Annotated in this window: 10 protein-coding genes; 4 read left to right on the top strand and 6 right to left on the bottom strand. The window is 49.5% G+C overall.

Annotated elements, in window-relative coordinates:
• Window positions 1-54 precede the first annotated feature (54 nt).
• Complete coding sequence (gene helD / locus QWY16_RS17860; RefSeq protein ID WP_300990584.1) at window positions 55-2,391, top strand: RNA polymerase recycling motor HelD; 2,337 nt, start codon at window positions 55-57, stop codon at window positions 2,389-2,391.
• A gap of 85 nt (window positions 2,392-2,476) precedes the next feature.
• Here helD and QWY16_RS17865 read toward each other — a convergent pair whose 3' ends face one another.
• From QWY16_RS17865 to QWY16_RS17880, 4 genes are all read right to left on the bottom strand, one after another.
• Entirely contained in the window at window positions 2,477-2,689 is a 213-nt protein-coding gene (locus tag QWY16_RS17865) for a helix-turn-helix domain-containing protein (RefSeq protein ID WP_300990585.1), read from the bottom strand.
• A gap of 10 nt (window positions 2,690-2,699) precedes the next feature.
• Window positions 2,700-3,179, bottom strand: a complete 480-nt coding sequence (locus QWY16_RS17870) for a DUF2975 domain-containing protein (RefSeq protein WP_300990586.1) — start codon at window positions 3,177-3,179, stop codon at window positions 2,700-2,702.
• Window positions 3,180-3,378: 199 nt separating this feature from the next.
• Window positions 3,379-4,227: an HpcH/HpaI aldolase/citrate lyase family protein gene (locus tag QWY16_RS17875; protein WP_300990587.1), complete on the bottom strand. Its 849-nt coding sequence runs from the start codon at window positions 4,225-4,227 to the stop codon at window positions 3,379-3,381.
• Window positions 4,228-4,242: 15 nt separating this feature from the next.
• Window positions 4,243-5,445: a CaiB/BaiF CoA transferase family protein gene (locus QWY16_RS17880; protein ID WP_300990588.1), complete on the bottom strand. Its 1,203-nt coding sequence runs from the start codon at window positions 5,443-5,445 to the stop codon at window positions 4,243-4,245.
• A gap of 709 nt (window positions 5,446-6,154) precedes the next feature.
• Here QWY16_RS17880 and QWY16_RS17885 point away from each other — a divergent pair.
• From QWY16_RS17885 to QWY16_RS17895, 3 genes are all read left to right on the top strand, one after another.
• The gene (locus QWY16_RS17885) at window positions 6,155-7,222 is read left to right on the top strand and encodes a Fe(3+) ABC transporter substrate-binding protein (protein WP_300990589.1); all 1,068 of its coding nucleotides are present in this window, start codon (window positions 6,155-6,157) and stop codon (window positions 7,220-7,222) included.
• Between the two features lie 71 nt (window positions 7,223-7,293).
• A complete protein-coding gene (locus QWY16_RS17890) occupies window positions 7,294-8,925 on the top strand; it encodes an ABC transporter permease (RefSeq protein ID WP_300990590.1) in 1,632 nt (543 codons plus the stop codon).
• A gap of 1 nt (window position 8,926) precedes the next feature.
• The gene (locus QWY16_RS17895) at window positions 8,927-9,670 is read left to right on the top strand and encodes an ABC transporter ATP-binding protein (protein ID WP_300990591.1); all 744 of its coding nucleotides are present in this window, start codon (window positions 8,927-8,929) and stop codon (window positions 9,668-9,670) included.
• Window positions 9,671-9,751: 81 nt separating this feature from the next.
• On the opposite strand, the gene QWY16_RS17900 is transcribed toward QWY16_RS17895, so the two are convergent.
• Entirely contained in the window at window positions 9,752-11,371 is a 1,620-nt protein-coding gene (locus QWY16_RS17900; RefSeq protein WP_300990592.1) for a M20/M25/M40 family metallo-hydrolase, read from the bottom strand.
• Window positions 11,372-11,384: 13 nt separating this feature from the next.
• Complete coding sequence (locus QWY16_RS17905) at window positions 11,385-12,803, bottom strand: amino acid permease (RefSeq protein ID WP_300990593.1); 1,419 nt, start codon at window positions 12,801-12,803, stop codon at window positions 11,385-11,387.
• Window positions 12,804-12,817: the final 14 nt, after the last annotated feature.

The following is a 12,817-nucleotide window of genomic DNA, read 5'->3' on the forward strand; positions in this document are numbered from 1 at the left end:
AATTATATCTTACGATTTTTGATTTGTCAAACCGACTTTTAAGGAGTGTTTGCTATGGATTCAGAGTTTCAGCTGGAGCAAAAACGAGTGGACGGTGTCATCGGGACCATAACGGACCAGATCAGCAGTTTAGAGACAGAAACGTCTCAGCGCCGGAACGAACTGGTGGATATACGCAGACATTTCTGGGATGAAATCAAAGTGAATGTTGACAGCTTCGACGATTATCTGGAAACCATTATCGGCTTGAGGCAAGAAGCGCAAATTTTATCGACAAACCAAAGCACTGAACGGCTGGCGTCCCAGAAATTGGCCAAGCTTCGGCGTATGCAGGAAGTCCCTTACTTTGGCCGCATCGATTTCCTGGAAGAAGGAGAAGCTGCTGCGGAACAGGTCTATATTGGAATTTCCACGCTGATGGATGCAAGCGGCGAAAATTTCCTTGTCCACGACTGGAGAGCGCCGGTCTCGAGTGTCTACTATGAATACCAGACGGGACCGGCCAGCTATTCAACTCCCGGCGGTGAAGTCGAAGGGGCATTGGAGAAAAAAGTGCAATACTTGATTCGCGGCGGTGTTCTGCAATCGATGTTCGACACGAGCCTGACCATTGGAGATGAGATTCTGCAGCAGGTGCTTGGCAAAGGCACTGACAAACAGATGCACAGTATCGTAGCGACCATTCAGCAGGAGCAAAACCGGATCATCCGCCATGATCGCGGAAAGCTGCTTATTGTCCAAGGCGCAGCCGGCAGCGGCAAGACATCGGCTGCCCTGCAGCGGATCGCTTATTTGCTCTATAAATACCGGACCCACCTGAATCCGGATCAAATCATCCTGTTTTCGCCGAATTCGATGTTCAATAGTTACGTCTCCAATGTGCTGCCGGAACTCGGCGAAGAAAATATGCAGCAAGTCACCTTCCAGGAATACCTGGACCACCGGCTAGGCGAAGAGTTTCAACTTGAAAATCCCTATGCACAATTGGAATATGTCTTCACGGCTGCACACACTCCTGCCTATAATTCAAGAGTTTCGGGCATCCGCTTTAAAGCCTCCCGCTCTTTTTTCGAAGCGCTCGAATCTTATCGGAAGTCGCTGGAAAGATCCGGCATGCAATTCAAGGACATCAATTTCAGAGGAAAACCGGTTGTCACCGCCCAGCAAATAGCGGACCGCTTTTACAGCAGCGACACTTCCCTCCGTTTCCATAACCGCCTTGAAAAATTGAAGGGCTGGCTGCTGAAGAAAATAAATGACCGGCAAAAGGACGAACTTGATGAATCCTGGGTACAGGACAGAATCGAGCTGCTCAGCAATGATGATTACCATAAAGCCCGGGTCTATTTAGCGAAAAAACAAGGACTCAAAAGTGAAGAGATGTCCGATTTCGAGGTCAAACCAGAAGCTCTTGCCCGGTTGATTGTCCAGCAGAAATTCAAGCCATTGCGCAAACGCGTCAGGGCGTTTGGCTTTATTGACATTAAAGGGCTGTACCGGCAGCTGTTTGCTGATCTCAAGCAAATCAGCCAGTGGATAGATGGGGAAACTCCCGCGGAATGGCCGGAGATTTGCCAAGCGACGTTGGAAATGCTCGATGAAGGCAGATTGTCTTACGAAGATGCTACGCCGTTCTTGCTGATGAAGGAATTGATCCAGGGCTTTCAGGCCAATAGCTCGATCAAACACGTGGTTGTCGACGAAGCGCAGGATTATTCCCCGTTTCAATTCGAGTTTCTGAAGCGTCTATTTCCGTCGGCAAAAATGACGGTGCTTGGTGACTTCAACCAAGCGATATTTGTCCATGCAAGCGAAACGGATGACTTTCACATGCTGATGAATTTATACGGGCCGGAGGAAACGGAAGTGATCAACATGGCGCGCAGCTACCGCTCCACCAAGCCGATTATTGAATTTACACGTCGGCTCATTCCGAATGGCGACCGGATTATTCCTTTCGAACGCGACGGCGAGCGGCCCGTACTGACACAAGTAGCCGATCATGCCGAACTGCATCGCTGCATTGTCTCTAAAGTCGCGGCTCTGCGGAAGCTCCGTTATAACAGCATCGCCATCATCTGCAAATCACTCGAGGAAAGCAAACGCGCCTACGAAGCTCTGTCCGGTATTGAAGGCATCAAGCTTTTAAAGAGCGGCACAGCTGAATACGAGCAGGGAATTGTGGTCATCCCGTCGTATTTGGCCAAAGGCATCGAATTCGATGCGGTCATCATTTATGACGCATCCCGGCAGGTTTACGGCGATGACAGCCTCCGCCGAGTGTTTTATACTGCCTGCACCCGGGCGATGCATGAGCTGCAGCTTTACAGTGTCGGTGAACCGATGCCGATGCTGCAAAACGTCCTGCAGGAAAGTTCAGTCCAAGATTGAGTTAACGGCAAAAAGAACGTCCGCCAAGTGGCAGCCACTTGGCGGACGTTCTTTTGTTTTCTTTTCGGCTGGATCAATCTGCTGCTCAGGATTCTTCGCTTCTGTATTCCAGAATATCCCCCGGCTGGCAGTCCAGCGCTTTGCAGATTGCTTCTAGCGTGGACAGCCGGACCGCTTTCGCCTTGCCGTTTTTCAGGATGGACAAGTTCGCCATCGTGATGCCCACCCGTTCCGAAAGTTCGGTAACGCTCATTTTCCGTTTTGCCAGCATAACGTCAATATTGATTATAATCGCCATATCATTCACCTCAGACCGTTAAATCATTTTCAGTTTTTATATCGATTGCATTCTGCAGCAGTTTTTGAAGGACTGCCGCGAAGACAGCAATCACAATGGAACTGAATGTAATGATCATGCCGATTCCGCCTAGGCCCGGCGCATCGTCCACTTGCGCCATGTGCAGGATGATCGGCAGGCACATCACGTACAGGACGGTGATCGTGATGGCGCAGTATTTGATGTTCTTCAGCGCCTTCACCGATAATTCCGAGAAAGCGATGTTCTTGTCAATATAGCCCAGCAGCTTCAGCGACTGATACAGCGCCGTAAAATACGCAATTGCCGAGATATACATGGCGATTCCAAAGAAGTATTGCAAAAAAGCCCATTGCGGAATAATCTCTGCTACAAACGAAGACAGCGGAGGCACCACGAATATGCAGATCGCCAGAATCGGAATTGCCATAAGAATAATAACTGCCTTTAAAAAGAGTGTTTCACGTTTCATCTAAAGCACCTCGCTTATTTGTTTTCATATTGATTCTATCATGTTATTTATCGTTTATCAATAAACAAATATCGATTTTAGTTATATTGTTATTCTTATTGATGTTTTCTCAATTTCATGCAAACCAAAAAGCATTCCCGGTTGCACGGGAATGCTCCATCACTTTAAGCTCTGAAAGTCCATCACGGAATTAAAGGCGTCAGCCGCCGATGACGAGCTGGTAGCGCTCAGCGGCATTGTAGATTTGCCGGGCTTTTTCTATCACCGGACGGTCGACCATTTTGCCGTCGAACATGAAAACCCCTTGGCCTTTCGCTTCGTTTTCCGCATACAGCAGCACTTTCACTGCCCAATCGATTTCTTCACGGGACGGGCTGTAGACTTCGTGAATGATTTCCAGCTGTTTTGGATGGACCGCCATTTGGCCGTTGAAGCCGAGTGCCCGGGCAGACCTTGCCCGTTTCTGCAGGCTTACTTCGTTGTGGACGTCCGGGAACACGGTGTCGTAGATTCCGCTGATGCCTGCCGCCTTTGCATAAGTGACGATCCGGGAACGCGCGTAAAGCGCCTCAAGGCCAGCTTCCGTCAACGTCAGATCCACATCCACCGCATAGTCGATGGCGCCGAACGCCACTCCGCTGATGTTCGGATTGCTGAAGATGTCTTCCAGGCGGATGATCCCGGCCGCCGTCTCGATCAGCGCAATGAGTTCCCCTTCGCTCCCCATCCCTTCCCAGGTTTTCGCTGCCTGTTCGCTGCTTTCCGTTTTCGGCAGCATGATGCCGGTGACGTTTTCATGCCGTGCCAGTTTGACGTCTTCTTCATACCATTCAGTATCATACTGGTTGACTCTCAGGAAAATGGATTTGGCGGGCTTGTCACCCAGTTCATCCAGCGCTTCCTTGATAACGGCTCGGGCTCCATCTTTGTCATCAGGATGGACGGCATCTTCCAAATCCCAGAGAAGCGCATCCGCCTCGCTATTGACCGATTTCAATAAACGCTCTTTTTTCGTCCCCGGTGTAAACATCAAACTTCGATAAATCATCTTTTTGCCTCCTCGTTAAATGATTCCTTCTTTTTTCAACTGTTCAATGTCTTCTGTGCTCAATCCCAGTTCTCCGTACAGGCTTTCGTTGTATGATCCCAATTCCTGCCCGGTATGACGGATTCCTCCTGGTGTACGGGACAGTTTCGGAGCCACATTGAGCATCTTCACCGTTCCGAAATGCTCATCCGGCACGTCCGTGATATTTTCACGGTGATTAAAATGCGGGTCTTTGACAATATCCTCGACTGTATAGACCGGTGCAATCGTCGCTTCGAACCGGATAAAGCGCTCCAGGATTTCTTCTTGCGTATACTGCTTCATCCAGTCGGCGATGATCGCTTCCAGTTCGTCGACGTGTTCCAGGCGCTTCTGATTGGTGGCGAACTTCGGGTTGGCGATTAAATCCTCCCGGCCGATGGCTTTGAAAATCCGCTCCACGATCGGCTGCGATGTGCCGGAGATGGCCAGCCATTTATGGTCTTTCGTTTCGTACAGATTCCGCGGCACTGTCCAGCCCGTGCGGTTCCCTTTCCTTCCTGGAATAACGCCGAGCTGGTCGTATTCCATCACTTGGTTGCCAAGCATTCCCATAAGAGCTTCGTAAATCGGCAAGTCGATATACTGCCCCCGTTTTTCTTCCGAATGATCGCGCTCGTAAATCGCCACCATCGTTGCGTATGCTCCCATGAGTGCTGTGGCGTAATCGGCAAGCGCAAAACTGGGCAGCACCGGCCCCCTGTCCGGGAAGCCATTGACCTGTGCAAAGCCCGACATCGCTTCAGCAAGCGTGCCGAAGCCCGGCCGTTCCTTGTAAGGCCCTTCTTCCCCGAAGCCTGATACCTTCACGACAATCAAACCGGGATTTTTTTGGGACAGTGATTCATAGGTGATATTCCATTTTTCCAGCGTTTTCGGCCGGAAATTCGTGATCACCACATCCGCTGTTTCCGCGAGCTTATGGAACAGCTCCTGTCCTTTCGGCGTACTGAAGTTGAGGGTGATCGGTTTCTTGTTGCGGGACACCAGTTTCCATTCAAGCGATTCTCCGCCCTTATGCCGGCCGGCGTTTCTTAGCGGATCTCCCGCCGGATGCTCCACTTTGATCACTTCAGCCCCGAAATCACCCAGATATGTAGCAAGCATGGGACCTGCCAGCACGGTTGAGGCATCAATAACCCGAAGCCCTTCGAGCGGCAGTTTGTTCTGTTGTTCCATCGCGATCAGCTCCTTTCGTTAATCCGTAGGTTGCTGCAAAAATTTTCGAATATTTCGTTAATCATATATTTTATTGCGAATAATGTAAACAAAAGGACTATTAAGAGCCGGGCAGGTCACTCCTGCTTCTAGAAGCAAAGTTATCCCCGCATGAAGAATCAGCAAAAGCTTCTTTGTTGCGGGTTGTACCCGGCAAATACGAAATTCTGATAACCTTACGTCATACTTCAAGCTTTCCTTTCCACAAGAAAAAGGCCTTCCAGTCGGAGGCCTTTTCCTTTTTTATATGGTCATTCATCTTATTTCAATTGGCATGCAGCAGCCATATCGTGTAGCAGCTCGCGTAACCGGCACTGCCACGTTTCTGTAACCACTGCATGGATTAAATATACCCTAATTCGCAACAATAAACACAGAAAATTCTTGAAATTAATGTATTATTCAAGAATTTTTCAGCATTTTACCCTGCACTTTTTTCTCTCCAAGAACCGGTAATGTTCCAGTTGCATCCTGCTATTTTTCAGCCAGTCCTATTTATTTCATTCGCAGTCTTATAGACCTATTCACTCTACGGAATTTGATTCAAAATAGAAAATTATTAATAAACTTAACGAAATGCCATTGACTTTCTCAATTGCCTCCCTATAATTGAGATTGAGAATTGTTTTCAATTAGCTTCTCAACTACATAAACAAAGGGAGAGACATCGATGAATAAGCTTTTTTATCTCGTTTTAGCTTTTGTACTTCTTGTCCTATCGGCTTGCGGAAGCAGCACTGCATCCCAACCTGCAGCAGAAGATGCTCCTGAGGAAACACCGGAAAGCACAGAAGTCAATTTATATACAGCGCGCCACTACGATGTGGATGATGAACTATACAAGAAATTTGAAGAAGAAACCGGCGTGAAAGTGAACGTCATCAAAGGGGAAGCGGACGAACTGCTTGAACGCATCAAACGCGAAGGCGATGGAACCAAAGCCGATCTGTTTTTGACTGCTGATGCCGGGCGCCTATTCCGTGCGAAGGAAGAAGGTTTGCTGCAGGCTGTTTCAAGTGACGTGCTGGACAAGCAAATTCCCGAAAATTTCCGTGACACGGACCAAATGTGGTATGGCTTGACCAAGCGTGCACGCGTCATTGTTTACAATAAAGAAACAGTGAAGCCGGAAGAATTATCGACTTACGAAGCATTGACAGAAGACCAGTGGAAAGGCCGCGTCTTGATCCGCGGTTCAGAAAACGTCTATAACCAGTCTTTGCTGGCTTCTTTCATTGAAATTAACGGTGAACAGCAAGCGAAAGAATGGGCAGCAGGGCTTGTAAATAATTTCGCCCGTGACCCTGAAGGCGGAGACCGCGACCAGGCCAAAGCCATCATGGCTGGAGTCGGCGACGTTGCGATCATGAACACTTATTACTTCGGGCAATTGCTGAATTCTGAAGACCCGGCTGAAGTGGAAGTGGCAAAAGGCCTCGGCGTTTTCTTCCCTAACCAGGAAACGACTGGGACTCACGTAAACGTAAGCGGTGCCGGCGTTGTCAAAACATCGAAGAATAAAGAGAATGCCATCAAATTGCTTGAATTCCTATCCGCTCCTGAAGCTCAAGGAACATTTGCGGAAGCGAACTACGAGTACCCTGTGAATGAAGAAGTCGAACCGACTGAATTGCTGAAATCATGGGGCGACTTCAAAGAACAGGACATTCCGTTGTCTGTTCTTGGCGAAAACAATGCCAAGTCAATTCTGATCTTTAACGAAGTAGGCTGGAAATAATCTGTCAGAACAACCCTTGCCGCGTGTTTGCGGCAAGGGATTTCTTGCTCTTGGAAGGAGTGACCTGAAACATGCAAAGAAGATTGGCAAATTTCAATACCTGGACGATTGCAGCCATCGTCATCATTGCCGCATTGTTTTTGCCGAACTTAACGATTGTGGCAGGCCTGTTCTCCCCTTCAAATGAAAACTGGGAACATATGAAAGAGTTTGTGCTGTGGTCGTTTGTCAGGACTTCGCTGATCCTGGTTGCAGCTACTGCCATTTCGACTATTTTTATCGGATTGAGCCTGGCTTGGCTCATTGCCCAGTACCAGTTCCCTTTCAGGCGATTCCTGAAATGGGCGCTGATTCTGCCGCTTTCCATCCCGCCTTTTATCGGTGCCTATACGTATCATGGGATTGTCAATTACACCGGAATTATTCAGACTACGCTGCGTGAGGGTTTTGGAATGAAATTGAATCCCGCTCATTTTGATATCATGAACTTACCGGGTGCGATATTCATTTATACGCTGTTCTTATACCCTTATGTCTATACGATTACCCAAGTGTTCCTGTCCCGGCAATCCGCTTCACTGATCGAAAGCACACGGCTGCTCGGGAAAGGGCCATGGCGCACGTTTTTCCAAGTCGTCGTCCCAATATCCCGCATTTCCATCATAGCCGGCGCCAGTCTGGTCGTCCTTGAAGTGCTGAACGACTATGGCGTTGTGAAATATTACGGCATCCAGACATTCACGACAGCGATTTTTCAAACCTGGTTCGGCTTGGGCGACATCGAATCATCCATCAAGCTGGCGGCTTCTTTGATGAGCTTTGTCATTTTGATCCTGCTGATTGAAAAAATTCTGCGCGGCAGGCGCCAATACAGTTATTCGTCCACAAAAGTCCGTCCGCTGCCGCTTATCCAACTGACCGGCTGGAAAGCTGTTGCAGCGACAGGTTACGGCTTTGCCATCCTTTCTCTTGGGTTTTTCATCCCGGTTGCCCAATTGATCGACTGGACGGTTTTGACTTTCGGGACCATTCCGATGGACGAGTTCATGGTCTATATCAGAAATTCCGTCTCCGTAGCAGCATTCAGCGCTTCAGCCATTATCGTCTTCGCCTTAATTGTCGGCAATTTCACCCGGCTTGTCCGGGGCAGGATGGCAAAGCTGCTGCCGAAGCTGACGGTGCTCGGCTATTCGATTCCCGGTGCGGTCATTGCGGTAGCAGTCGTCACCGCTTTTATCGCCTTGGATGAGTTTCTGTCACCGCTTTATGCGATAGCAGGCCTGGAGGCGACACTCGTCCTCAGTGTCAGCATCGTGCTGCTCCTGGCGGCTTACATCATCCGTTTTTTTGCCATCGGCTACAGTTCCATCGAGACGGGCTATGACAAAATCGGAACCGATTTCCGGGATGCCTCCCGGCTGCTGGGAGTCGGGCTGACGAAAACTTTCTTCAAAGTGGATTTGCCCATGATGAAAGGTGCAATCATCAGCGGCTTTATTCTGGTCTTTATCGATGTATTGAAAGAAATTCCTTTAACCTTGATTTTGCGTCCGTTTAATTTTGATACTTTGTCCACCAAGGCATTCCAATATGCCAGCGATGAAAAAATCATGGAGGCTTCCCAGGCTTCTTTGTTGATCGTCGGCATCAGTGCTTTGGCGATTGTGATCTTTTATAAGTTTCTGGAAAAGGAGTTGGACTAATTTGTTCGTATCGATTGAAAATCTTTGCTTTTCCTATTCTCATGCAAAAACTGCAGCCCTTGAAAAATTCTCTCTCCATATTGAAAAAGGCGAAGTGATTTCAATCCTTGGCCGGAGCGGCAGCGGAAAAAGCACCATTCTGCGCTTGCTTGCCGGACTGGAAAAACCGTCCGCCGGAAAAGTGGCGATCAAAGACCAGATCCTGGTGGATGACCAGATATTTTTGCAGCCCGAAAAACGCGGCATCGGCATGGTGTTTCAGGATTATGCGCTGTTTCCTCATATGACCGTTGCGGAAAATATCCTGTTCGGGCTGTTCCGCCTGAAGCGGCCGGAAAAAAAGAAGCGCCTGCAGGAAGTAATGGAGCTGGTGGAATTGCAGGGGTATGAAAAACGCTATCCGCATCAATTGAGCGGCGGCCAGCAGCAGCGGGTGGCGATTGCCCGGGCGATTGCTCCGAACCCCCACCTGCTCTTGCTGGATGAGCCTTTCAGCAACCTGGATGCGGAGCTGCAGGAGAAAATACGCAAAGATTTACGGGATTTGCTGAAAAAAGCAGACATCACTTCCATCTTTGTGACGCATGATGAAAAAGACGCTCATATTCTGGCCGATCGGATCGTCAAAATCCATGATGGCTGCACTGACTTTATCGGCCGCCCTTGCGACTTGCTTGATGTGTACCGCCAGGAAGCGAAAGCAGCAGCAAAAATTACGGAATCCCCGGAATTGCTGCGCATCTGAAACCGCAAAAAACACCGTTCCAGTTGGGACGGTGTTTTTTGCTGATTTTATCCAGTTTTTTTTCATTCAATAACGAAGCCGTTAAACCGTTTCAACCACTTGCTTGCATAAACTCTTCATCAAGCTTTCAAGCATATAAGGCGTCTGGACGAATGCGCTGTCGATATGGAGCCGTTCCGTATACTGATGGGCGTCTTTTCCAAACGGTCCGACGTTCAGTACAGGCGCCTGCAGCTCCAGCATGCCGGCAAACGGGATGCTGTATGTTTTCCCCCACACCGGCGTATTGCGTTCATAGGAACTCCAGCCGTTTCCGCTGTCTTGATAATTTACGTAGCTCAAATCGCACAGGCCATTGAAATAATGGATCTGGTCAACTTCGACACCGAACTCCGCTGCCGCTTCTTTGACGGTCGCGACGCATTCTACAATGAGCGGATCTTCAGATGAATTGACCGCCGGGTAATAAGGCGGTGCGAACAAAAGGACGATGGCCGGCGCCAGTTCATGGCATTGGATCATCAGTTTATCGGCAATGCGCAGCGATTTTTCGCGTTCGTCCCATTCCGGATGGCTCAGGATCTCTGCTTTCAGATGTGCCACAAAATCTGCGCCTCGTTTGATTTCCGCGTAAGCAAGCAATTGCTCATAGCGCAGCACCCGCACTTCGCCGATCCCTTCAATCTCTTCGCGCTTGCAAAGTTCCGCATATGCCGTGTTGCACATCGCGGCCGCCTGATTTGCAGTTTGCTCGAACAGTTCCATCACTTCCGCAGCGTTCCGTCTCATCAGGAAAATATTATACAAGGCGGTTGCCCGGTAAGGCGTCTGGGTCGAGTATTGCATTTTCAGGTCCTTCTGTTGAAGCGACACCGGCAGCGGTGTGCTTTCTCCCAGGTCGCTTTCATGGAACATCGCATTCCACTCCATCGCCTGCGTTAAAAACGAAGCGATGAAGTTGGCCGTCATGCCTTTCAGCGGTTCGCCGACATGCGTTTCTTTGCCGTAAAACAAGGCGGCCGGCATGATTTTTCCGAGTGTCCCGGAATAGATGTAATGCTTTTCGTCACCCGGTTTCTGGGAAAAAGCCGGTTCGCTGTTGAAGAACATTTTATAGGATAATCCGTGCTGTTCGCGCAGTTTCACCAGTTCGTTCACTGCCGCCCGCATGCCGGTCGAATTGACTTCTTCGTCCGGCACCGTCAACAGCACCAAATTGAGCGGCCATTGTTCGGCGCTTGCTTTTTCAAGGAGCGCCATATGGAGAGCCAGCCCCATTTTCATATCCATCGTGCCGCGGCCGAACAGATACTGGCCGGATTCGAGATCAAGGCGCGCTTCACCGGGCAGCTCGTGCTTCCGTTCGAAAAGCTTTTGGGTCAGTTCTTCCGGACGGCATGCGAGCACTTCCAAGTCGCCGTATTCCTCGGTCTGGACAGTGTCAAAATGGCTGATGAGCACAATGGTGTCCACCGCTTCCGGATGTTCATAAAGCGCCATCAGCAAATTTCGCCCCGGATCCGCTTCGTGAAGAGCCAAAAAATCGGGATGCTGCTGAAAATAATCGAGTTTCTGCAATTTCTCCCTCACTTTAAAAGGAAAATCTTTTTCTCCTTCAGTCAGCGTCCGGCTTTCCCAGCTGACCAATTCACATAACAGCGACCGTAGACGGGCTGGCGTTCCCCACAACAATTTTCCCACTCCATACTCCTCCTTATTTGACCGGTTCCACTTCTACTTCTGCCGGGGCAGCATTTCTTTTTTCAAGTCTTACTTTATAGAAGATCATGCAGGCGACGAAAAAGCCGACGCCGTATAACAGCCCGATTCTCTGTGTCGGGTCAAAAGCCAGGAACCCAAGAATGAGCAGGCAAAAAGCGATGCAGAAGACAGGCACGAATGGATAAAAAGGCACTTTGAATTTCAGGTCCGCTATATTCCCTCCCGCTTTTACGTAGCGGTAGCGGAACATCAATTGCGAAGCTGCAATTCCCATCCATGAAATCGTCACTGAAATGCCGGCTATCGACATCAACAGGAGGAAGACCGTGTCTGCTTCCATGACGCTGGTCAACAGCGACAAGAGCGAAAACATCATCGTAAAGATCAATGCCGCAAGCGGAACTTTGCGTTTGGTCAAAGTGCTGAAAATCCGCGGCGCCATGCCTTCATTGGCCATCGCCCACAGCAGCCGGGTTGAAGCGTACAAGCAGGAGTTGCCCACTGACAGGATAGCGGTCAAAATGACGAAGTTCATGATGCCTCCTGCATAAGGAATCCCTGCCACTTCCATCAATGTAACAAACGGGCTGGCCAATAACCCAAGCTCAGAAGCCGGGAAAATGGCTGACAGGATAATGATTGATGCGATATAGAAGACGATAATGCGGAACAGGATATTGCGGATGGCTTTCGGGATGTTCTTTTCCGGATTTTCCGTTTCCCCGGCGGCGATCCCCACCAGCTCTGAGCCTTGATAGGAGAAAATGACGTTCATCATCGTGACGAAAATAATGGCGATGCCGGCCGGGAACAAGCCTTTAGGGGCCAGGTTTTCCATAAACGGTGCCGGGCGGTCCGCAAGCGGAATCACGCCGAAAATAGCCGCGGCTCCAATAATGATAAATAGCAGAAGTGCCGCCACTTTGATGCCGGCAAACCAGAATTCCGCTTCCGCGAAGCCTCTTGTCGTCAAAGCGTTCAGCGCGAACAAGAGAACCACGAAGATCGCACACCAGATCCATACCGGCGTTTCCGGGAACCAGTATTTCATCAGAATGCCGGCAGCGGTGAATTCCACTCCCGCTGTGGCAGCAGACCCCACAAAGTACATCCATCCCAGCGAAAAGCCGGCAGACGGGCTGATATATCTCGATGCATACGTCTGGAAAGAACCGGTGACCGGCATGTGGACGGCTAGTTCACCCAGACAGACCATGACCATGTATAGAATGAGGCCGCCAATCAGGTAACCGATCAATGCCCCTCCTGCACCGGATTGGTTAATCGTATACCCTACATTTAAAAATAATCCGGTGCCGATGACGCCTCCAAGCGAAAGCATGAACAGATGGCGGCTTTTCATGGAACGGTTCAACTGGTTGGCAGCTGGCACTTCCGGTGTTTTGATCATAAAAGTTCCCCTTC

Origin of the sequence: Planococcus shenhongbingii (assembly GCF_030413635.1) — a bacterium.
Lineage (GTDB): Bacteria > Bacillota > Bacilli > Bacillales_A > Planococcaceae > Planococcus > Planococcus shenhongbingii.